Source organism: Caballeronia sp. INDeC2 (assembly GCF_023631325.1).
Lineage (GTDB): Bacteria > Pseudomonadota > Gammaproteobacteria > Burkholderiales > Burkholderiaceae > Caballeronia.
Map to the genome: position 1 here is coordinate 617,307 of NZ_JALQDG010000003.1, position 21,148 is coordinate 638,454.

The window sequence follows — 21,148 nt, forward strand, 5'->3', positions numbered from 1 at the left end:
TGGAAAGTCACTCGGGAGAGCCATCGTTAGACACTTGCGCTGGATCGATCTTCTCGGCGAGCGAAGCGAAAATGTTGGCCAAGTCGGCGTATCCCAAGCGGCCTTCTGCCACATCGACCATAATTTCTTCGAGCGCCAGGGTGCGCGGTACTAGAAATAGTTCCAGCGCCAGATACACGAGGGCAGCCATGAGCGCGGTGCGCTTGTTCGCGTCTGTGAACGCGTGGCCGCGCGCGATAGCTTCGGCATACATGCCCGCGATCTCGAACACGTCGTCGAGCTGATCGTAGTACCGCTTGGCTTCGATACGAGAAAGCGCGCCCTCGAGCGCGCTTCTGTTGACCCCTGGTACTCCTGGTTCCTCACTCAAAATAACGTCGTGAATGACGATTACCAGGTCGCAGTCTAGATTCATCGGAACGCGAGCGCCCTGAAGACGTCATGATGCTGCTCCAAGACGAACTTTGCTGCGTCAATGACCTTTCGGCGGCCTTCAGACGTGCGCGTGTTAATCTCGACGGTGGGTTGCTGGCGATGGGACCGAGCTTTGACTTCGATACCGTGGATGGTCCCGGTCTTGCCTTGGCGGATCATTTGGGCTCTCCTTCGGGTTGCTTTAGCGTTTCCTAATTGACGGTATTCTACGGGCAAAGTTTAGGGCATTGCACAACTGAAACAATTTATGCTGGCTGCCCCACATTCACCGGAGACTAGCGGCCCTTAACAGTCCAGCTGTGGACTGCTAATGCCTGCTCAATAGGTATAGGCGAGAGAGCACGTTTCAATCCTGAACGATTCGTACACTTATTACCGCTCTCGGCAATCACAGGCAGCGCCGCGCTGCCTCAACAAACTTCTGCTCTCGAGTCACCATGCGGCTGGGAGTGGCGTCACTCGGGCCGCCAGCTCGACGGTCGGCAGATTGCGCGGACGAAATGCATCTTTTCGATCTCGTCATCCTGCAAAGTGATCGGTTTGTGTGCGTCGTTTGCTGAGATGAGGTGGGTGCGAGCCGCTCGCTTATAGAGAAACTCCTTGACCATGACGCGGCCATCTTTGGATTTGACGAGGACCTCATCGCCAGGTTGGATCTCCTGATTCGGCTCAATCACCACAAATTCCCCGTCTTTGATACGAGGTCGCATCGAATCACCCTCGCACTTCAATGCGTATGCATCCGGATCTTTGGTCGGGAAATCGATGTACCCGTCTCCGTGGCCCACAGGGTACTCCATGTCGGCCCAGTGTCCGTTATCGCCCAGTTGTGCCCGTCCTACCACCGGAATTGCTCTCCATTTAGTTATAGGGATAGGGTCGTACGGATCATTGTGCCTAACAGCGGTAGTTCGAGACCCCTTTCCCAACAGGAGCCAAACCGAGTTGACCCCAAATGCTTCTTGCAAACCGACCGCGTGGTCGACGCTGATCTGGGTAGACTTTCCTGAAAGCCATCCGGCAACTACCTCGTCAGTGGTTTGGGCGGCGGCTGCCACCCTCGAGATGTTTCCGCCAGCGTCGTCAATTACAGACTTAATCCTATCAGCCAGGCCGGAACCGCCCATCGAGAGAACAGCGGCAGAATTTGCCCCTTCATCGCCGGTTATCCACCAGTCAGCGGAGTGACCGAACTCTTCGACCAGTTTTGGGATGTGCTTCTTGGCGATCCGCCCGTAGTTTACCCAATCGTATACAGAAGGGGCTTTAACGCCGAACAGGTCGGCTATCTCGGCATGCGTGAGGTTGCGGCGCGCCATCTCGTCTCGGAGGCGGTCGCCGATGTGTTTGGGTTCTTTAGGCATTGCCTGTATATACCCATCGCGATTATTTTCGGCAATGCCTTGACTGTCGTTTAGGCTTTGCCTAGAATCATCTGCATGAACGAGTCCATCAAAAATTCCGTCCTTCGTGCTTGCGCCATTCTTGGAAGCAAGTCTGCTCTCGCGCGTGCGGTCGGAGTCAAGCCGCCCACGGTCCAGCAGTGGTGCACTGGCGAGCGGCCCGTTCCTCCCAACAAGTGCGTCGAAATTGAGCGGGTCACCAGTCGTCAGGTGCTTGCCGAACATCTCTGTTCCGACGTCGATTGGGGTTTCATCAGGGAGGCGGGAGTTGTCAAGGATGCCGATTTTATCGGGGGCAAGTCGGCGGCGGTTTGACATCATCTTTCGAACTCGTTTTTGCGTCAGTTTCATTGTTGTTGGTCTCACTCGCGAAGAAGTGAGCCAACTTTATTAACCAAACAGTTCCTGCGCATTCTGCGCATATGGAATCGGGGAGAAAGCAAGTGAACGGTCAGGAATCGCAGTCTGATGGATCGTCAATTATCGTCGAGCGCCTGATTCAAGCGCGGGTCGACAAGCGGCGGAAACATGAAGTTGCAGAGGCAGTTGGCTGGGGTGTCGAGATGGTCGAGAAGGTGTGTGCAGGATCGACGGGTATTCCTGCCGAGAAGGTGGCGGCGTTGCTTACGTCGCTCGGCCTTGTTGTAACGACGATCGAGTACATGGATTACCTCGCGCGTGGCAACGTCATCGGATCGAACTGCCGATGTGCGCGGATGAACATGGGTGAGTGCGGCCGATCAGGGCGGTAAGCAGAACAGGGAAGAACTCAAACACAAGCCGTTTCTCGTTGAGACCGCTTTTGTTCGATTTCGTTGTCCTAACGGGGGACGTCCCATGGAAGACTTCTACAGCCCAAGGTCGGGCCGGCGCGTCGCTGAGACCCAGCACGCGTCGTTTCACTCCTTGACCGTAAAGCAGCTGTGCCATACCCAGAAAATGGTGATGGACTGCTTCGTCGGTCAGGAAACACTTCTCACGCGCGAGGAAATCTCGGCGCGCACCAATCTAAAACTCTCGAGCGTCTGCGGTCGTGTCCGCTCGCTTTTGGATGCAAGTCTGCTCCAGAAGCGCGGCACGCGGCGCGACGTCGCAACCGGCAAGAGCCAAGAACTTCTCGGGCTGCCGAAGGTGTCCGCGTGAGTGTTCAAGCAATGTCATGGGCGATGGATCAAGACGTCGTTCAAAACCCGACCGCGCGCCACGTGTTGCTGGTGCTTGCGAATTACGCCGACGTCCATGGAAAAGCTGCTTTCCCGTCTGCTGAAACATTGGTTCGGCAAACGGGGCTGTCGGAGCGCGCCGTGCGCAACAAGCTCTCCGAAATGGAGGAGTTAGGCGTGATCGTGCGCGGTAATCAAGCGATCGTAGAGGCATACATCGAGCGCGGCGATCGTCGTCCGGTTTGCTACGACTTGGCTATGCCGCAGGAAGAAAAACGGGGTGCATCTGGTGCACCTCGTAAGTCACGGGGTGCACGTGGTTCCGTCACGGGGTGCACCTCATTCCAAGACGGGGTGCACGTCGTTCCAGAACGGGGTGCACCACGTGCACCCAATCCATCCTCTAATCCATCCTTTAAACCACCCATAAAACAAAACCGTTCCGACGAGGGTGCTGATGCACCCATCGACGGCGACGAAAAAAAGGTGACGAGCTTGAGCGGCGAAACATGGAACGCCTACTCGAACGCATACGAGCGTCGTTACAAAACCAAGCCGGTTCGCAACGCGACCGTGAACGCGCAAATGGCCAGCTTTGTGAAGCGCCTTGGCGCGACAGAAGCGCCGGCAGTTGCCGCCTTCTACGTCGCGCACAACAACCGGTTCTACGTTCAAACGATGCACAGCACTGGCGCAATGGTGAAGGACGCCGAGAAGCTGCGCACGGAGTGGGCGACAAGTACCCGCGTCACTGAAACGCAGGCGCGTGAGGCTGACCGGCTCCAAAGCTCGGGCGATATGTGGTCCCGACTCATCGAACAAGCGGAGGTAGCAAATGGCGGCCGTTGACCTGATTCAAGCATTGGCCGCAACGGCCGAACTTTGCGGTACGAACCTGAGCGAAGCCGCGGCGAAGTTGCTTTTGATGGATCTCGCCGAATACGACGAGCGTGCTGTGATGGTCGCGCTTTCGAAGTGCCGCCGTGAGTTGAAAGGTCGCCTGACGCTCGCAGAGATCGTCACACGCATTGATGACGGTCGGCCCGGTGCTGAGGAAGCGTGGGCTGTTCTGCCGTTCGACGAGGCAACGTCTGTCGTGTGGACGCAGGAGATGTCGGCCGCGTTCTGGATTGCGCAACCGCTTATCGACCAAGGCGAGATGGTGGCGGCCCGCATGGCGTTCAAAGAATCGTATCTGCGCCTTCTTGGCGAAGCGCGCGAGAAGCGCATCGCGGCGAAGTGGACTGTCTCGCTAGGTCACGACAAAGACGGGCGCCAGCCGGTCATCGCAGCAGCGGTCGAGAAAGGGCGCATCACTCATGACTTTGCGCGGAATCTGCTGCCGAACTATGAATCGGTCGATACCGTGACGCCGCTGCTTCAGGAGCAGTCGAATAAGGCGTTTGCGATGGCCGAGCAGGTCATCAAGCGCATCGGGGGCAACAAGTGAGGCGCGCGGCAAAGATCGACGCCAACCAGCCTGAAATTGTGGCCGCGCTGCGAAAGTTTGGCGCGAGTGTGACGCCGATCCACGGGGTAGGGCAGGGATGCCCCGATCTGTTGGTCGGCTTCCAAGGAAGAACCCTGGTGCTGGAAGTGAAGGATGGCGCCAAGCCGCCTAGCGCGAGAAAGCTGACGGACGACGAGGCGGTGTGGTTCGGGAACTGGCGCGGCGAAGCGTACGTGGTTGAGACGGTGGCCGATGCGATTGAGTGTCTTACGAGGAGCAGATGAAATGGCGGGCGGAAAAGTGTGGTCGAAAGCCGAGGAAAAAATCGTCCGCGACCTGTGGTCTAGCGAGCGACTGATCAAGGAATGCATCGATCTTTTGCCGGGACGCAGCGAGCGGGCAGTCCTGACGCGCGTGTGGGTGCTCAAGCTCGGACCGCGTCCGGAAATGAACTGGCGTGCAAAGTCAGTGATTCTGAAGATGGTTCTCGCCGAGATGGAGCGAGGCTACACCTTCAGCTCGCGCGACATCTCGAACAAGTACGCCTGCACGCTCAAGCACGCTAGCGATCTTATCGCCGATGCGAAGAAGGCCGAAAAAATCCACATTCAGGATTGGCGCCGCAGCCGTCCGGGCGGCTGCTACATCGCCGTCTACGGGCTCGGAAACTTGCCAGATGCTGAGCGTCCGAGCGCCAAGACGAAGCAGGAATACAACCGCACTCGCTACGTCAACAAGCGCATCAAAGAAGGGAAGCGGATCGGCAACGTGTTTGCCGTCGCAATGGCGCAGGTCATGGGTCAAGAGACGCCGAAGCCAAGCAAGGGCCGGTATCAGAGCCGAATCTACGTGCAGGAGGCCGCGTAATGCTCCCCGACAACTTCGACGCGTACTTCGCGGTGATGGGTGTCAAGCGGCGCGATTGGGTAAAACCTGTGCAGGTGACGGAATGACGACGCCGATCCTCTATCGCGAATTCCTGATGCACACGCCAGGCGTCGGGCATCACCTCGTCGCCTTTCTGAAGGCAAACTGCGGCGCGTACGCAGACCGCGGCGAGCCGCTTCGGGTGATCGTCACTGCCGAAGAGAAGCAGCGCAACGTGCAGCAGAACCGCTTCTACTGGGGCGGCATTCTGAAGCAGATCTCCGAGAAGGCGTGGGTCGACGGGCGCCAGTTCGATAAGGACGCATGGCACGAGTTCTTCGCGCGCAAATTCGGCGTGCTCGACGAGCTGGTGCTTCCCGATGGAGAGATCGTGACCCGGCGTAAGTCGACGACGCAGATGTCCGTGGGCGAGTTCTCAGAGTTCATCGAGCAAGTGCAGGCCTATGGATCCGGCGATCTCGGCGTGGAGTTTGATCGATGACTGCGCGCCTCATCGGAATTCCAAAGCCTCACACGTTCCGCAGCGAGAAGCTTCGGCGCGCGGTGGCCGCGCTGCCGTGCGTGAACTGCGGGCTGGAGCTGTCTACTCAGGCCGCGCACGGCAACTACGGCAAGGGTGGGGCAATCAAGGCGAGTGACGCGCGCATCGCCGCGCTGTGTGTCACGTGCCATGAGGCGCTCGACCAGGGCGGCAAGATGACCAAGAACGAGCGGCGCGCGTTCGAGAACGAGGTTATCGCCAAGACCTACGTCGCGCTGATGGAAAAGGGCATGCTGGAGGTGATCAATTGAGGCGCGGAGACTATCGAGACCCGGCAGTCATCATCGAGGAACGCGAGGCGCGCACGTGCCGCGGCTGCATTCACTTCATCGAGCAGCGCCTCTTCGACGTCAGCTACGTGGCCTGTAAGCGTGATCGCACAAAGCATTGGAAGGACGATTGGAAATCGCGCCGCTGCGCGCAATACGACACGGGAACGATATGAAATTTGAAACGACCGAGCAGCGTTTTGACAACTGGGGCCGCACAGTGCGCATGCCGAAGTTTCAGGAGGGCGTGTGCGCGCAGTGGGCGCGGCTATACGTTGCGCTTCGTGATGCGTCGAGCATTCCGGTCGTCATACGTCCGGAGGAGCAAGACGGATGGTTGGTCGAGGCAGCATGGGCGGCGATGCCCAATCACGTGCACAAGTGGGTGCTGAAATACACCTACGTGTGGCGGATGTCGCCGGAGCAGGTGCAGACGCGTATGCGCAAATCGCACGGCGCCGTATTGCGCGGCCGCCAGTTCGATCTGATCCTTGCCGAGGCGGAGAAGTCACTTAACCAAAGCGTCGCTCGGATCAAGGCGGCAGATTTTGTGAAAATTTTTCGAACAGATGCTTGTAAACGATTGGAATCGTTCATATAATCACGCGCAGATGACTGAATCCGCCTAGCGCGTGAGCTTTGCTTCCCACATGGGAGGCAAAGTCGTCTCATAACGAAGCCCGCCACTGAGCGGGCTTTTTCTTTTTCTGGAGCTGATCATGACCACCTACAAAGTCGAGCTTACCGTCACGGCTGGCGGCGATCCGATCCCGTCGCCGACTGGCCTCGCGTCTGGCGCGACGCGCTTCACGATCACGGACACGAACGGTGCTGTGGTCCAGACGCAAGACGTCAACGGTGACTCGGCAACCTTCGCGGGTCTGGCCGATGGCACCTTCACGGCGAGCGCTCAGCTGCTCGATACCGCCGGCGTTCCTCTTGGCGACGCAGTGACGACCAGTTTTGTCGACGGCAACGAAGTCCCGACCGATCCGGGTCAGCCCGCTGGTGGCGAGCCGTCGAGCGCCACGTATGTTCCGCTCGCGTCGCTCAGCGCGAACGTAACGCCGGAGTAACGGTCATGCCGGAAACCTATCGGCCGCTCAAGGCCATTTCCGGCACCGTGACTGAGGAGCCGCAAGTCTGCGCTCCTCCACCGCACCGACACCACCATCCCGGACATGAACTCATGGAGGAATTGTTCGGGCGCCTCGTCCGTTTCGGTGCGCACGCGGACGCAGAGATCGTCATGCTGTTCAATCGGATCAAGGCCGAGTTCAAGTAATCCTGTCTCATCCACCTCAGATGTGGGGTTCGCGCCCGCGACGTCTCCTCGTGTCAGCGGGCGCTTTCTTTAGAGAATGAATCATGGCGCAGCAAAAAAAGGCCGCGCCGGACTGGGAGCGTATCGAAGGCGACTACCGGGCCGGTCTGTTATCGGTGCGGGAAATCGCGGCATCCCAAGGTATCTCGCATACCGCAATTCAGAAGCGAGCGAAGGCAGAAGGCTGGGTCCGCGATCTGAGCAAACGCATACAGGATAAGGCTGAGGCGCTGGTTGCCAAGCGCGAAGTTGCCAAGTCAGTTGCCATGGAAACCTCCGTTTCCGATCTGGCAATCATCGATGCTAATGCGGAAGTCATCGCCGGTATTCGACTGGCGCACCGCAAGGACATTGCGCGCTCTCGCAATCTCGCGATGGCGCTGCTGGCTGAGCTTGAATCAGTGACCGGCAACACGGAACTGTTCGAACAGCTAGGCGAAATTCTCCGCTCGCCGGATGAGAAGGGGCAGGACAAGCGGAACGACCTTTATCAGAAGGTGATCTCGATGTCCGGTCGCGTGTCGAACATGAAGGCGCTGTCCGATACGGTCAAGACGCTGGTAGGACTGGAGCGCGAGGCGTACGGAATCAATGCGGCCGCGGAAGGCGGTGGTAACGAAGCGCCAGTTGGGCTGGATCATTTCTATGGAGATGTCGAGGAAGGCGACGCTTAACCCGGCGCTCCGCCAATTCTGGAAGCAACCGGCGCGCAACCGCGTGTTGCATGGAGGCCGGGCATCGTCCAAGTCTTGGGATGCGGCAGGCTTCGCAATTTTCCTAGCTAATAGCTTCACGATCCGCTTCCTATGCGCTCGGCAGTTCCAAAACAAGATCGCTGAGTCCGTCTATTCGCTGCTGAAGATTCAGATTGAGCGGTTCGGGCTTTCAAGCCGGTTCGACGTCCAGCGCGACAAGATCATCAACCGCGCGACCGGCAGCGAGTTCCTGTTTTACGGCTTGTGGCGCTCCATCGATGAAATCAAGTCGCTGGAAGGCATCGACATCTGCTGGATCGAAGAAGCCCACAACCTCACTGAGGAGCAGTGGGAAATCCTGAATCCGACGCTGCGTAAGTCCGGTTCGCAGTTCTGGATCATCTTCAATCCCAGGCTGGCGACGGACTTCGTCTACAAGCGGTTTGTGACGAATCCGCCGCCGCGCACTGTCGTCAAGCAGATCAATTACGTTGACAACCCGTTTCTCTCCAACACGATGCTGGAGATCATTGAAGCGGCGAAGGAAGAGGATTACCCGACCTACGAGCATATCTATCTAGGTGTGCCGCGAGACGACGATGATGATTCGATCATCAAGCGTTCGTGGATCATGGCCTCCGTCGATGCTCATCTCGCGCTAGGGATTGAAGCATCAGGCGCAAAACGAATCGGCTTCGACGTCGCGGACAGCGGAGCTGATAAGTGCGCAAACGTCTATGCGCACGGCTCGATTGTCAGTTGGATTGATGAGTGGAAGGCCGGCGAGGATGAATTGCTGAAAAGCTGCTCGCGCACATACGCATCCGCTGCCGAGCGAGGCGCTTCTATCACCTATGACTCAATCGGAGTCGGCGCTGGCTGCGGTTCCAAGTTCGGCGAGATCAACGAGACACGTCGCGAGCAAGGCGAAACCAACGACGTGCACTACGCCAAGTTCAATGCTGGCGGTGAGGTCTGGGAACCTGATCGGAAGTATCAGCCGCACATCACTAACAAGGACATGTTCTCGAACATCAAGGCGCAAGCCTGGTGGATGCTCGCGGACCGATTCAGGAACACATTCAACGCTGTGCGTAGAGGTGAGAAATTTGCCGATGATCAGCTCATCTGCATTTCCAGTGACACGCCTCACCTTGAGCGGCTGATTGATGAATTGTCGACGCCGAAGCGCGACTATGACCAGAACGGACGAGTGAAGGTCGAGAGCAAAAAGGATCTGGCAAAGCGCGAGATCGCCTCGCCAAACCTCGCTGACGCCTTCGTTATGTGCTTCGCGCCCGGTGCGCGCGCTCTTGACGTGTGGGCCAGCCTAGCCGACTAAACAGAGATGACACGAAAGCGAGCAAATTCCACCGCGAGCAAACAGCCGGCGGCTGCTGGCACACGCGCGCAGGCCGGAGACAGCTTCGCTAACTTCGCCGCGCGCGTTGGTGTAGGCACGGACAATCAGTCGAGCAACTCGACGTATCAGTTTGACTTCATCAGCCGCAATCGCATCAAGCTTGAGGCGATGTATCGCTCGTCATGGATCGTCGGGCAGGCGGTCGACGTCGTTGCCGAGGACATGACTCGCGCCGGCATAGAGATAGTCGGAGACACCGTTCAGCCCGATGATAAGGAGCGTGTCTACAAAGCGTTCCAACGTCTTGGCGTGTGGGATAAGACGACTGACACTGCGAAGTGGGGTCGTCTTTACGGTGGCGCGATCGCTGTGATGCTCATTGACGGGCAGAACATGGCCACGCCGCTGCGCCCAGAGACGGTCGGAAAGGACCAGTTCAAGGGCCTGTACGTGCTCGATCGTTGGATGTGTCAACCGTCGCTCACCCAGAAGGTAGCCGAATTCGGGCCGCACTTCGGCGAGCCGATGAACTACACGGTCCAAACGAGCCAGACGCCGCTGGATGGCAAGGTCATTCATTACTCGCGCGTGCTGCGCTTCGATGGCGTTGACCTTCCGTATCAGCAGCGCTTCAGCGAACAGGGCTGGGGACAGTCGGTCATCGAGCGGCTTTACGACCGGCTAGTGGCATTCGACAGCACAACGCAAGGCATTGCTCAGCTCGTCTACAAGGCTCACCTTCGCACGCTGAAGGTCAAGGATCTTCGCAGCGTTCTCGCTGCTGGCGGCCCTGCGGAGCGCGCTCTGCTGCGCAACGTGGACTTCATACGGCGGTTTCAGTCCAATGAAGGGCTAACGCTGATCGATGCCGAAGACGAATTCGATTCGCACCAGTTCACGTTTTCCGGGCTCGACAACGTACTGTTGCAGTTCGGGCAGCAGTTGTCTGGCGCGCTGCAGATTCCGTTGGTTCGCCTGTTCGGGCAGTCACCTGCCGGCCTGAACGCGACCGGCGAGTCCGACCTCGCGATGTACCACGACAACATCAAGCAGCAGCAGGAGCGGCGGCTTCGTAGTCCCTTCGACACCCTGCTCGAGGTGCAGTGGCGCAGCGAGCTTGGCATTGATCCGCCCGAAGGCATGACGTTCGAGTTCCGCTCACTTGAACAGATGTCGGATGTCGAGAAATCGACCGTGGCGAACACGGTCGCTGATGCAGTCGGCAAGGCCTACGACATGCAAGCGATCGACCGCGCGACGGCCATGAAGGAGTTGCGCGCGTCGAGCCATGCAACTGGAATCTTCAGCAACATTACCGACGAGATGATCGCGGAAGCTGAGAACGATCCTCCTCCCGTCTTGGAACTGCCCAATGCTGATGAAAACCAGAACGGCGGACCGGGAGCGCAAGCGCAATCGGAACCGGGATCCGGTCAAAACGCGGCGGGTTGAACTGACGTACGCCGGCCAGTTGCGCAAGGTGGCGCAGCAAGTCGGCGCGATCATCGATGGATTTCCACCCGGCGATCCTGAAGCCGTGCCGACGGTCACGGACATGCTCGCGAAGTACGCCGAGATCCTGATTCCTTGGGCGACGGCTACCGCTTCGAAGATGCTCGGCGAGGTCAATCACCGAGACGAGCAGGCGTGGTTCTCTCACGCGAATGACATTTCGCGGGCGCTACGCGAGGAAATTCGCACGGCGCCGACCGGCGCTCTCATGCAGCAGTTGCTAGCGGAACAGGTCACGCTCATCAAGAGCTTGCCTCTCGACGCTGCTAAGCGCGTACATGAGCTCACGCTCGCGGGCATCGAGGATGGAACGCGCGCTAAGGAAATCGCGAAGGAGATTGTGCGGTCTGGCGAAGTGTCGATGAACCGCGCAAATTTGATCGCACGCACGGAAGTCGCACGCACCGCGTCGAAACTGACCGAAGCGCGCGCCCTGCACATCGGCAGCGATGGCTACATCTGGCGGACGTCAAAGGATTCTGACGTGCGTCACTCACACAAAGAGATGGAAGGTAAGTACGTGCGGTGGGATACACCGCCACGGCTTTCTGACGGCACGGTCACGCATGCGGGGCAAATCTATAACTGCCGGTGCTACCCGGAGCCTGTAATCCCGGATCTATGACATGAAGTTCTACGCCACACAGCAGCTCGGGCCGAAACGCTCTATGACGCCGGAGGGGTATCTCGTCTGCAAAGACGTGCCTGTCGCGCGGACTGGCGACATGACGTACGCGCCGGGAGAGGTTCCGATAGCACCGGGCCCCGATGGCTTGATTCACATCACGCGTGACGCCGATGAGGTTTTTCATCCAGACACGCTGGCCAGCTGCGAAGGCAAGTCGGTCACCGTTGCACACCCGCCGGACTTCGTGAATCCCGACAACGTCGATGAGCTTGAGGTCGGGTTGATGATGAACATTAGGCGCGGAAGCGGCATCGACTCCGATCTGGTCCTCGCCGATCTGCTGATCAAGCGGCGAGTTGGCATCGATGCTGTTCTCAAGCACGGCGTCGAGCAAGTCAGTCTTGGCTACGACGCCGACTATCAACAGGTATCACCCGGCCGCGGGGTTCAGCGCGGAATTTTAGTCAACCACGTGGCGTTGGTTCCCCGCGGCCGATGCGGTCCGCGCTGCGAAATCGGAGATGAGGAAACGGTTATGCCGACCACCGACAAGAAGCCCAGCTGGCTGGATGGCCTGAAGGCGTTTATCAAGGATGCCGAGGCCGAAGGCGAAACGGAAGCCGAAAAGGAAGCGCGGCTGAAGAAGGAAAAGGAAGACGAGGAAGCCGCCGAGCGAAAGAAGACCGGTGATGCTCTCTCTATGATCCTGCAAAAGCTCACCACGCTCGACGCTGATGTGCAGGCCCTGAAGAAAGGCAAGACCGGCGACGAAGAGACGGCCGAAGAGAAAGAGGCTCGGGAGAAGAAGGAAAAGGCCGAGAAGGAAGGCAAGACGGACGACGAAACGATCGCGGGCGCGGAGTCGCAGTCGAACGGCGTGCTCTCCGATCAAGACGTCTTGATCTACACCGGCGACAGCGCCGCCCTGATCCCGGCGCGCGCGGAAATTCTCGCGCCCGGCATCAAACTCGCGACGTTCGACTCGGCGAAGGCCAGCACGAAGGACACGGCAGCGCATCTGTGCGCATGTCAGCGTCGCGCCCTTGCCGCCGCGCACAAGACCGATGACGGAAAGGCTGTGCTCACACCTCTCGTCGGTACCGCGACCGTAGATTTCGACAAGATGCCGCCAATGGCCGTCAACGCAATCTTCACGAGCGCGGCCGAAGCAATGCGCGCGAAGAACAACGCCGGCGGCGGCAAGGGCGCGACTATCGACCTCAAGCCAATGGGCAAGATGAGCGTCACCGACTCGATTCGCAAGATGCAGGAAAACGCCAACAAAATGTGGGCCGGTTCGGTCCAATCCAAATAAGGAGCCTTAGGACATGACCGCTTACCTCTACCGCCTGCCCAGTGGCTTCGCAGGCATGATCACGCGTGTCGACGCGACGGATACGGAGCCGCAGATCATCGACAGCACGACGCCGCCGACGTCGTTCGGCGTGCCCGTCAAGATGGTCGCGGGCAAGATTCAGCCGATCGCAGCCGGTGACACCGCTTCGGTGATCTATGGCTTTCTCGTGCGCCCGTTTCCCTTCCAAGGGCAGAACATCGCGCAGGCGATCGGCACGCAGGTTCCCCCGACCTCCGGCACGGGCGACATCATGCGCCGCGGTTACATGTCGGTGAAGGCAAACGCAGGCACACCGGCGTTCGGCGGCGCTGTATATGTGCGCGTCGGCTCGCCTTCTGGCGCCAAAGTCATCGGCGGCATTGAAGCGGCTGCTGACGGTGCAAATACCGTGATCGTTCCGACCGCGCAGTTCAAGAGCGCGCCGGACGCAAACGGCAACGTCGAAATCGAATACAACATCTAAGGGGCTGACCGTCCATGAGCAAGTTCAACAAAACGCTTATCGCGGCTGCCTCCGGCCTTGTAGTGCCGCAAGCGCCAGCGATCATCCGCGCGCGCACGATGGATAGCGCGATGCAAACCTTCGACGCGGCTACCGTCGACAGCGCCGGCGCTTTCCTTATCGGCGAACTGGAGCGTCTCGATCCGACGCTGCACGCGCCGCTCGCATCGTTCACTTGGTCCCGTGACATCGATCTGCGCGAAGACATCACGCTCGCTGACGACTTCTCGTCGTTCACGCGTACGGAGTTCGCCGCTCCGGATGGCACGGCCGTGTCGAAGAAGTCGTGGATCGGTAAAACAACGACCGCCCTCACCGGCGTCGGCGTGGACAACGCCAAGACCCCGACCCCGGTTACTCCGTGGGGTATGGAACTTGGCTGGTCGATGTTCGAATTGGCGTCATCGATGCAAGTCGGCCGCCCGATCGACACCGACAAAGTCACGGCGATGAACTGGAAATACAACTTTGACGTCGACGAACAGGTGTATATGGGCGACGCTGGTCTTGGCCAGTACGGCCTGCTGAATTCGCCGCTCGTGACGCCGACCAACGTTCCGAACGGAGCGAGTGGCTCGCCGCTCTGGTCGCAGAAGACGCCCGACGAAATTCTGGCGGATGTGAACTCGACGTTGACCGGCGCATGGGCAGCTTCTGGCTACGCTTATGTACCGACTCGTCTGCTCGTTCCTCCGACCGCGTTTGCCAGCCTGGTGTCGACTAAGGTCAGCACCGCAGGTAACGTGAGCATTCTCGAGTTTCTGAAGGCGAACTCGATCGCGATGGCCAATAACGGCACGCCGCTCGAGATTCTGCCGGTGAAGTGGCTGGAAACGGCTGGTGTCGGCAGCACGCGCCGCATGGTGGCGTACACGAAGCAGCGCGACAAGGTCCGCTTCCCGCTCGTTCCGCTGCAACGCACGCCGCTGCAATTCCGCGGGATCCATCAGTACGTCGCCTATTACGGTCGTCTCGGCGCCGTGGAAGTGGTGTATCCGGAACTCATCGCTTATCGCGACGGCATCTAAGGAGGCAGTCATGGCGAAGGTAATCGCGAAGAAGGCATTCCGTCTCACGCGCGACGACGGCTCGACGGTAGACTACGCGGCTGGTGACACAGTCTCAAAGGAAGACGCAGAGCACTGGTACACCAAAGCGCATCTCGACGATGCACTCGCCGACGATGAGCAGGCTAACCGCATTGACGAGGCCGCGCAAAATCCCGCCGGCAACGTCCCGAACGCCGAAGCGCAGAAGCAAGCCGAGGCCGCCACCAAAGCGGGCGATACCGTCCGCGCATCGACGAAAGGCTGATGACACCCGACCAGTTCCGCGCCGACTTCCCAGAGTTCGAGAGCGTCTCGGATGCGCAGATCAACTTCTGGCTGACCGTATCGACAGCCATGGTTGACCCTGCGCGCTGGGATGAACTCACGAACATCGGGATCGAGCTTCTCACGGCTCACCAGCTCGCGATTGCTCTGCGCGATCAAAAGACTGGCGCAGCTGGCGGTGCGACTGGTGGAGTGTCTGGTCCAGTCTCATCGAAGTCTGTCGATAAGGTCAGCGTCAGCTACAACACGTCAGGCACACAGTATGCCGACGCGGCGTTCTGGAACATGACCTCGTACGGCGTTCGCTACCTCGCGATGGCGCGCATGTTCGGCGCCGGCGGATACCAGCTTTGATGCCATGCCCGTCAGAATCACTGTCGATAAGATGGCCAGCATCATCAAGGCCATCAACGAGCTCGGCGCAAAGGATGTGCTCGTCGGGGTTCCGGAAGGCAACACCGACCGGAAGTCCGGTGATCCTGCGACCAATGCGCTGATCGGCTACGTGCAGGAATTCGGTTCGCCGGCGAATAACATACCCGCTCGTCCATTTCTGATTCCGGGTGTGCAAGACATCCAGAAACCTGCTTCTGACCGGCTGAAGGTCGCCGCGCAGCGCGCATTGAGCGGTGACCTGTCGCAAGCTGAGAAGCAGCTGAACGCAGCCGGCATGATGGGCCAGAACTCTGCTCGCGCGAAGATCAACAGCAACATCCAGCCGAAACTGTCCGAACGCACGTTAGCGGCGCGGCGCGCGCGCGGCGTCACGCGCGAGAACACGTTGATCGACACCGGTCAGCTCAGAAATTCCATCACGTACGTTATTCGTAAGAAGTAGCCATGCCCCTTCTCGATGTTTCCGAAGTTCTGGGTGATCCGGACTTCGCGGATACGCTCGTCTGCATCCGCCAGACGCAGACGGTCGGTGACGATGGTATGGCGGTCAACGCCACTCAGACCGTCTCATTTGTCGGCGTCGTCACGGCTGATCGCGGTGTAGAACTCGCGCGGCTCGCTACAGGTTCCCATGTCTCGGGTTCAATCCTTGTTCACACGGTGTTCCGCCTAACCAACGGCGGCCCGAATGGCGTTGATTCGGATCGCGTGCAGTGGAACGGTAGCGAGTACATCGTAACGAGCGTGAACGACTATTCGAGGTATGGCGCGGGCTTCGTTTGCGCGAGTTGCGATCTGATTCCGCTTTCCGGCTGACATTCATGGCAAACGATTCTTCGACCGGCGGCTATCTAGCGCCGGTAGACGCGCAACCACCTCCAGAGGACGCAGCGCTCGATGCGATCTTTCAGCAGTTGGTTGTTGGCGTGACGGGCTTGCCCGGATCTCTGGTGCGGCCTCGCTGGCAGCCCGTTGTCCCGAAGCAACCTGAGGCGAACGTCAACTGGTGCGCCATCGGCGTGTCGGATCAGACCCCGGATGCATCGCCGGCCATTCAGCACAACCCAGCTGGCGACGGGAGCGATACCTATATAAGGCACGAGGACATCGATGTCATGTGCTCGTTTTACGGGCCTGGTGCGAAAGGCTTTGCACAGATGCTCGTCGATGGACTGTGCATCGCGCAGAACATCGAACAGATCAAGGCGCGCGGCATGGCCTTCGTGAGCACGAGCCTGATTCGCGCGGCGCCCGATTTAGTCAACGAGCAGTGGATACGCAGGTACGACCTGACCTTGCACTTTCGAAGGGCGGTCACGCGGACCTACGCAGTGTTGAACATTCTGTCGGCCCAGCCCGACTACCACAGCGACAACCCTTAACCGGATCGCGGAGAAATACTCATGTCTCAGGGACTTTCCGTCAGCGACGTCGTCAATGTGTCGATCGTCATGTCGCCGATCGCGGCCGCGGTCCGAAACTTCGGTGCGCTGCTCGTGCTTGGATCTTCGTCTGTCATCGACACCAACGAGCGCATCCGTTCCTACACGACGCTCCCCGCTGTCGGTAATGACTTCGGCACGACCTCGCCCGAATATCTCGCGGCGCAGAACTTTTTCTCGCAGTCGCCGCAGCCGTCGTTGCTGTACATCGGCCGCTGGGCGCAGACCGCGACTTCTGGCGTCTTGCACGGAGCGCGCCTGTCGACTTCGCAGCAGGCGATCGCGAATTTTCAGGCGATTACGAACGGCGGCTTCAACATTACGGTCGACGGCACGGTCAAGAACATCACCGGCCTGAACTTCTCCGGCGCAGCGAACCTGAATGCCGTCGCGGCGATTATAGCGACCGCGTTAGGTGCGTCGGCCAATGCAGTCTGGGGCGCAAACAACCAGCGCTTCGACATCGTCAGCAAGACGACGGGCGCCACGTCGACTGTGTCCTATGCGTCCGCTGGCACCGGAACTGACATCTCGACGCTGCTCGGGTTGACCGCTGCAAGTGGCGCATCGGTTCCTGTCGCTGGCATCGTGGCCGAGACGCTTCTCTCCGCGGTTGCCCAACTGGCGAACCTGTCGAACGACTGGTACGGCCTAGCTATCGCCGCGATCGGCCTGAATGACGCGGACCAGATCGCCGTTTCCGGTTTCATCGAGGCGTCGAACCCGAACCGCATTTTCGGCATCACGACGCAGGCCGCAGCCACGCTCGACCCGACTTCCACGACTGATTTGGCCTACGTCTTGGCCGCGGCGAAGTACCGCCGCACGTTCATCCAGTATTCGAGTTCGAGTCCGTATGCGGTCACCTCGATGTACGGCCGTGCCTTCACCGTCGATTTCACCGGCAACAAGACGACCATCACGCTGAAGTTCAAGCAGGAGCCGGGAGTCACCGCCGAGACGCTCACGGAGACGCAGGCTGCGACGCTGAAGGCGAAGAAGTGCAATGTCTTCGTGAACTACAACAATTCGACGGCCATCATTCAGGAAGGACAGATGTCGGATGGTTCGTTCTTCGACGAGGTGCATGGACTCGACTTCACTCAGAACGATGTGCAGACGGCCGTCTATAACGCGCTCTACACGAGTCCGACGAAGATTCCGCAGACCGACGCCGGCAACGAGATCCTCGCCAACGTCGTGTCCGCGCGGCTTGCGCAGGGCGTGACGAACGGCCTTATCGCGCCAGGCGTGTGGAACTCGGCTGGCTTCGGTGCGCTGTCTCAAGGCGACACGCTGGACAAGGGGTACTACGTCTACACGCCTCCGGTGTCTAGCCAGTCGCAGGCCGATCGCGAAGCGCGCAAGGCGGTAACGATGCAGTGCGCAATCAAGCTGGCGGGCGCAGTGCATAGCGCGAACGTCATCATCAACGTCAATCGATAAGCGGGGTTCTGGATGAGCACCTATTCGTTTCAAGACGTCCAGGCTTCGATCACGGGACCGGGCGGAAACTTTGCGCTCGGTTATGGTCAGGCGACGGCGAAGGAAGGCATTTCGATCCAGCGCGCAGCGAACAAGAACACGATGCTGGTCGGGTCCGATGGCGAGGGCATGCACAGCCTTCACCCGGATAAGTCCGGCACGATCACGCTGCGGTACCTGAAGACGGCGCCGATCAATCAGAAGCTGATGGCGCTCGCGACCGCGCAGGCAGTGAGCTCGACGCTCTGGGGGCAAAACGTCATCACGGTGACCCAGAAAGCTTCTGGCGATCTGACGACCGGACGGCAATGCGCGTTTCAAAAGATCCCGGACCTTAACTATGCAGAGGACGGTGACGTCGTCACGTGGGTGTTCGACGTGATCAAGATCGACACGATGCTTGGGGCGTACCAGCAATGACCGAGTTCGAAATCAACGGCGTGCAGTATCGTAGCGGGAAACTCGACACGTTCAAGCAGCTGCACGTCTCGCGAAAGATTGCTCCGCTGGTGCCGAGGGTTCTTCCGGCGTTCGCTGCGATCGCCCAGGTGAAGCGAGAGGACGGAGCTATCATCGGCGACGCGCTCGATGAAGCTCGTAAGCTCGGCGTCAAGGACATCGATCTGATCGCGAAGGCGATCGAGCCCGTCACCAACGTCATGGCCGATATGTCTGACGCCGATGTCGAGTATCTCTTCGCGAACTGCCTGACGGTCGTTCAGCGCAAGCAGGGAAAAGACTGGGCGCCGATCTGGCGCAACGATGCGCTGATGTTCGATGACATTGAACTGCCTCAAATGACGCAGATCGCGATGAAGGTCATCTGGGACAACCTCGGGCCTTTTATTCAAGGGTTGCTCGCCAAGCAGGCCGCGAACAACCCGGCAGAAGCATCGGTACAAGCTCAGTCGAATGGGCCACGATGACCGATGACGAGGACTGGATCATGCGTCCTTGCGTGCGTGGCATGTGTCTTTACGAAAGCATGCTGTCAGGCAAGATCGGGCTGCATGACATTGCCCGCATGAACGAGGCGCTCGACGTCCTAGAAATCAACCGCCATAAGGCGCAAGCGCTGCAACCGCGAGAGTAGATATGGCCGCTGAAACCGAGCTGATTAAAGAGTTCCTCGTCTCGCTCGGCTTCAAGATCGAAAAGGCGGGTCTTGAATCCTTCGTCAAGGGCATCACGGCCGCATCGTCAGCGGTGCTTGCCAGCGTCACGGCGATCGAGGATAACCTCGAGCGCCTGTACTTCGCCTCGCAACGTACGAAGGCTTCTGCGGACAACATTCGGGCGTTCGGTTTTGCGCTCGGGCAGATGGGTTCGAGCGCTGGTGCGGCGCTCGAGACGATCGAGAACCTTGCGCGCTTCATGCGCAGCAGCCCTGGCGCCGCGGGCCTCATTCATAGCCTGGGCGTTCAGACGCGCGATACGAACGGCCAGCTGCGCGACACGACCGACATTCTCAAGGATCTCGGTCGCCAGTTCGCGCAGATGCCGTATTACCGCGCGAACGCATACGCGCAAGCGCTCGGCATCGATGAGAAGACGCTGATCGCGTTGCGGGAAGGCGTCGGCGACTTCGGCGACACCTATCGCGACATGCTCGCGAAGATTGGCCTGGATCTGGACGATGCGAGCAAGAAGAGCCATGAATTCATGGTTCAGACGCGCACGCTGGCGTCGGCGATCGCGATCGTAGGTCAGCGCATCTCCGAATCGTTCAGCGAACGGCTGACAGTTTACATCCGGCGCTTTCGTGAGCAGCTCGTCGACAACTTCGGGCGCATCTCCGAGATCATCGAGAAGGTGACGAAAGGCGTGCTCTGGCTCGCCGACATCGTTTCGCAGATGGCTCTGCGGGCGATTCAAGCGGTGGAGACGGTTGTCGATGCCTGGAACAGTCTCGATGACGGCACGCAGAAGGTTATTGCGGGCATCGCGGCGCTCGTCGTTGGCTGGAAGTTGCTAAATGCAGTCTTTCTCGCGACGCCGCTCGGGCGCCTTACGGCGCTGTCGCTTGCGCTGCTGACCCTGTACGACGACTACAAGACGTGGCGCGAGGGCGGAAAGTCCCTCATCGATTGGTCTATCTGGGAAGAGCAGATCAATAACGCGATGTTCGGCCTCGGCAAGCTCGGACGCGCGCTGCGCGGTCTCGGGAAGATGGCGCAGGATGCATGGGCCGGTCGCTGGTCGGCGCTCCCTGCTGACTGGGAGGAAGTGAAGGCAGCGCTCAATGCGGGCGATGTGGGAGGTGGGAACAGCCAGGCCGATGTCGACGCGTACAAGGACCAAGGTGGCGCACGCCTGACACCCGATGCGCAGCGGCGTCTGTCGGGCTCGGGCGGCTTTGAGGAGGACGGCACCATCGTGGAGGTGCCCGACGCGCGCGCGCCGCGGGGCATCCGCAATAACAATCCCGGCAATCTTGAGTATCGCGGCCAGGCTGGCGCGTCGTTGGAGGACCACGCGAACCCGCGCTTCGCTCGGTTCCGTACCGCGGAGGAAGGCCTTGCGGCGCTCGCTGCGCAGCTGCGACGTTATGGGCAGCGTGGCATCGATACCGTTGGCAAGGTCATCTCGAAGTACGCGCCGTCGATCGAAAACGACACACCTGGTTACACCGGATCTGTGTCGCGAAGGCTCGGCGTAGATTCGAACACGCGACTTGATCTGAATGACCCGGCGATACTTCAAGGCCTGATGGGCGCAATCATTCAGGTCGAGAACGGCCGCAATCCTTACAGCGCCGAGCAGATTGCGGCCGCGTCGGGCGCGCGTGCGGCCGGCGTGCCGGATCGGCCCGTATCGATCAGCCAAAGCACGACGATCCATGTGGCCGGCGGCACGAATCCAGAGGCGACCGGCCAGGCCGTCGCGGGGCAGCAGGATGGCGTCAATCAACGGCTGGTGCGAAACATGAGGACGGTCGCGCAATGAGCATCCTGACGAACG

General features: G+C 59.5%; 30 protein-coding genes. 27 read left to right on the top strand and 3 right to left on the bottom strand.

Annotated elements, in window-relative coordinates; all coding sequences use genetic code 11:
• Positions 1-7: 7 nt before the first annotated feature.
• The 3 genes from NCS28_RS04560 to NCS28_RS33175 form a co-directional block, all read right to left on the bottom strand.
• Positions 8-415 carry a type II toxin-antitoxin system death-on-curing family toxin gene (locus NCS28_RS04560; RefSeq protein ID WP_250512672.1) on the bottom strand — a complete coding sequence of 136 codons (408 nt, stop codon included), beginning with the start codon at positions 413-415 and terminating at the stop codon, positions 8-10.
• On the bottom strand, positions 412-594 hold the full coding sequence (locus NCS28_RS04565; protein WP_250512673.1) for a hypothetical protein: 183 nt from the start codon (positions 592-594) through the stop codon (positions 412-414). The genes NCS28_RS04560 and NCS28_RS04565 overlap by 4 nt, the downstream gene beginning before the upstream one ends.
• Positions 595-890: 296 nt before the next feature.
• A complete protein-coding gene (locus NCS28_RS33175; RefSeq protein WP_502801143.1) occupies positions 891-2,189 on the bottom strand; it encodes an XRE family transcriptional regulator in 1,299 nt (432 codons plus the stop codon).
• A gap of 92 nt (positions 2,190-2,281) precedes the next feature.
• Here NCS28_RS33175 and NCS28_RS04580 point away from each other — a divergent pair, with 92 nt between their 5' ends.
• The 27 genes from NCS28_RS04580 (at position 2,282) to NCS28_RS04710 (ending at position 21,133) form a co-directional block, all read left to right on the top strand.
• The gene (locus NCS28_RS04580) at positions 2,282-2,590 is read left to right on the top strand and encodes a DNA-binding protein (RefSeq protein ID WP_250512675.1); all 309 of its coding nucleotides are present in this window, start codon (positions 2,282-2,284) and stop codon (positions 2,588-2,590) included.
• A gap of 85 nt (positions 2,591-2,675) precedes the next feature.
• Positions 2,676-2,981: a hypothetical protein gene (locus tag NCS28_RS04585; protein WP_250512676.1), complete on the top strand. Its 306-nt coding sequence runs from the start codon at positions 2,676-2,678 to the stop codon at positions 2,979-2,981.
• A 23-nt stretch (positions 2,982-3,004) separates the two neighbouring features.
• On the top strand, positions 3,005-3,850 hold the full coding sequence (locus NCS28_RS04590) for a helix-turn-helix domain-containing protein (protein WP_250512677.1): 846 nt from the start codon (positions 3,005-3,007) through the stop codon (positions 3,848-3,850).
• On the top strand, positions 3,837-4,451 hold the full coding sequence (locus NCS28_RS04595; RefSeq protein ID WP_250512678.1) for a hypothetical protein: 615 nt from the start codon (positions 3,837-3,839) through the stop codon (positions 4,449-4,451). The genes NCS28_RS04590 and NCS28_RS04595 overlap by 14 nt, the downstream gene beginning before the upstream one ends.
• Before the next feature lie 285 nt (positions 4,452-4,736).
• Positions 4,737-5,318 carry a hypothetical protein gene (locus NCS28_RS04600; RefSeq protein ID WP_250512679.1) on the top strand — a complete coding sequence of 194 codons (582 nt, stop codon included), beginning with the start codon at positions 4,737-4,739 and terminating at the stop codon, positions 5,316-5,318.
• An 82-nt stretch (positions 5,319-5,400) separates the two neighbouring features.
• On the top strand, positions 5,401-5,820 hold the full coding sequence (locus NCS28_RS04605; RefSeq protein WP_250512680.1) for a recombination protein NinB: 420 nt from the start codon (positions 5,401-5,403) through the stop codon (positions 5,818-5,820).
• A complete protein-coding gene (locus NCS28_RS04610) occupies positions 5,817-6,131 on the top strand; it encodes a hypothetical protein (RefSeq protein ID WP_250512681.1) in 315 nt (104 codons plus the stop codon). Before NCS28_RS04605 ends, NCS28_RS04610 begins: the two co-directional genes overlap by 4 nt.
• A 148-nt stretch (positions 6,132-6,279) precedes the next feature.
• Positions 6,280-6,750: a hypothetical protein gene (locus tag NCS28_RS04615; RefSeq protein ID WP_250512682.1), complete on the top strand. Its 471-nt coding sequence runs from the start codon at positions 6,280-6,282 to the stop codon at positions 6,748-6,750.
• 118 nt (positions 6,751-6,868) lie between these two features.
• Complete coding sequence (locus NCS28_RS04620) at positions 6,869-7,225, top strand: hypothetical protein (RefSeq protein ID WP_250512683.1); 357 nt, start codon at positions 6,869-6,871, stop codon at positions 7,223-7,225.
• 5 nt (positions 7,226-7,230) lie between these two features.
• Complete coding sequence (locus NCS28_RS04625; protein ID WP_250512684.1) at positions 7,231-7,434, top strand: hypothetical protein; 204 nt, start codon at positions 7,231-7,233, stop codon at positions 7,432-7,434.
• An 83-nt stretch (positions 7,435-7,517) separates the two neighbouring features.
• Positions 7,518-8,147 carry a hypothetical protein gene (locus tag NCS28_RS04630; RefSeq protein ID WP_250512685.1) on the top strand — a complete coding sequence of 210 codons (630 nt, stop codon included), beginning with the start codon at positions 7,518-7,520 and terminating at the stop codon, positions 8,145-8,147.
• Entirely contained in the window at positions 8,101-9,510 is a 1,410-nt protein-coding gene (locus NCS28_RS04635) for a PBSX family phage terminase large subunit (RefSeq protein WP_250512686.1), read from the top strand. Before NCS28_RS04630 ends, NCS28_RS04635 begins: the two co-directional genes overlap by 47 nt.
• A gap of 6 nt (positions 9,511-9,516) precedes the next feature.
• Positions 9,517-10,983, top strand: a complete 1,467-nt coding sequence (locus NCS28_RS04640) for a DUF1073 domain-containing protein (protein WP_250512687.1) — start codon at positions 9,517-9,519, stop codon at positions 10,981-10,983.
• Positions 10,904-11,668, top strand: a complete 765-nt coding sequence (locus tag NCS28_RS04645; protein ID WP_250512688.1) for a phage head morphogenesis protein — start codon at positions 10,904-10,906, stop codon at positions 11,666-11,668. The genes NCS28_RS04640 and NCS28_RS04645 overlap by 80 nt, the downstream gene beginning before the upstream one ends.
• Position 11,669: 1 nt before the next feature.
• Positions 11,670-12,986: a DUF2213 domain-containing protein gene (locus NCS28_RS04650; RefSeq protein WP_250512689.1), complete on the top strand. Its 1,317-nt coding sequence runs from the start codon at positions 11,670-11,672 to the stop codon at positions 12,984-12,986.
• Positions 12,987-12,999: 13 nt separating this feature from the next.
• Positions 13,000-13,491, top strand: a complete 492-nt coding sequence (locus NCS28_RS04655; RefSeq protein ID WP_250512690.1) for a structural cement protein Gp24 — start codon at positions 13,000-13,002, stop codon at positions 13,489-13,491.
• 14 nt (positions 13,492-13,505) lie between these two features.
• A complete protein-coding gene (locus tag NCS28_RS04660) occupies positions 13,506-14,558 on the top strand; it encodes a DUF2184 domain-containing protein (RefSeq protein ID WP_250512691.1) in 1,053 nt (350 codons plus the stop codon).
• A 10-nt stretch (positions 14,559-14,568) separates the two neighbouring features.
• Positions 14,569-14,844 carry a hypothetical protein gene (locus NCS28_RS04665; protein WP_250512692.1) on the top strand — a complete coding sequence of 92 codons (276 nt, stop codon included), beginning with the start codon at positions 14,569-14,571 and terminating at the stop codon, positions 14,842-14,844.
• The gene (locus NCS28_RS04670) at positions 14,844-15,218 is read left to right on the top strand and encodes a DUF4054 domain-containing protein (protein WP_250512693.1); all 375 of its coding nucleotides are present in this window, start codon (positions 14,844-14,846) and stop codon (positions 15,216-15,218) included. Before NCS28_RS04665 ends, NCS28_RS04670 begins: the two co-directional genes overlap by 1 nt.
• Before the next feature lie 31 nt (positions 15,219-15,249).
• Positions 15,250-15,702 carry a phage virion morphogenesis protein gene (locus NCS28_RS04675; protein WP_250512694.1) on the top strand — a complete coding sequence of 151 codons (453 nt, stop codon included), beginning with the start codon at positions 15,250-15,252 and terminating at the stop codon, positions 15,700-15,702.
• A gap of 2 nt (positions 15,703-15,704) precedes the next feature.
• Positions 15,705-16,076: a hypothetical protein gene (locus NCS28_RS04680; RefSeq protein ID WP_250512695.1), complete on the top strand. Its 372-nt coding sequence runs from the start codon at positions 15,705-15,707 to the stop codon at positions 16,074-16,076.
• A gap of 5 nt (positions 16,077-16,081) precedes the next feature.
• On the top strand, positions 16,082-16,642 hold the full coding sequence (locus tag NCS28_RS04685; protein WP_250512696.1) for a phage neck terminator protein: 561 nt from the start codon (positions 16,082-16,084) through the stop codon (positions 16,640-16,642).
• A gap of 21 nt (positions 16,643-16,663) precedes the next feature.
• A complete protein-coding gene (locus NCS28_RS04690; RefSeq protein WP_250512697.1) occupies positions 16,664-18,148 on the top strand; it encodes a DUF3383 domain-containing protein in 1,485 nt (494 codons plus the stop codon).
• A gap of 12 nt (positions 18,149-18,160) precedes the next feature.
• On the top strand, positions 18,161-18,607 hold the full coding sequence (locus NCS28_RS04695) for a phage structural protein (RefSeq protein WP_250512698.1): 447 nt from the start codon (positions 18,161-18,163) through the stop codon (positions 18,605-18,607).
• Positions 18,604-19,113 carry a phage tail assembly chaperone gene (locus NCS28_RS04700; protein ID WP_250512699.1) on the top strand — a complete coding sequence of 170 codons (510 nt, stop codon included), beginning with the start codon at positions 18,604-18,606 and terminating at the stop codon, positions 19,111-19,113. The genes NCS28_RS04695 and NCS28_RS04700 overlap by 4 nt, the downstream gene beginning before the upstream one ends.
• Positions 19,110-19,280 (top strand): DUF6889 family protein, encoded by a 171-nt coding sequence (locus NCS28_RS04705; protein WP_250512700.1) that lies wholly within the window; start codon positions 19,110-19,112, stop codon positions 19,278-19,280. Before NCS28_RS04700 ends, NCS28_RS04705 begins: the two co-directional genes overlap by 4 nt.
• Before the next feature lie 2 nt (positions 19,281-19,282).
• Positions 19,283-21,133: a hypothetical protein gene (locus tag NCS28_RS04710; RefSeq protein WP_250512701.1), complete on the top strand. Its 1,851-nt coding sequence runs from the start codon at positions 19,283-19,285 to the stop codon at positions 21,131-21,133.
• Positions 21,134-21,148: the final 15 nt, after the last annotated feature.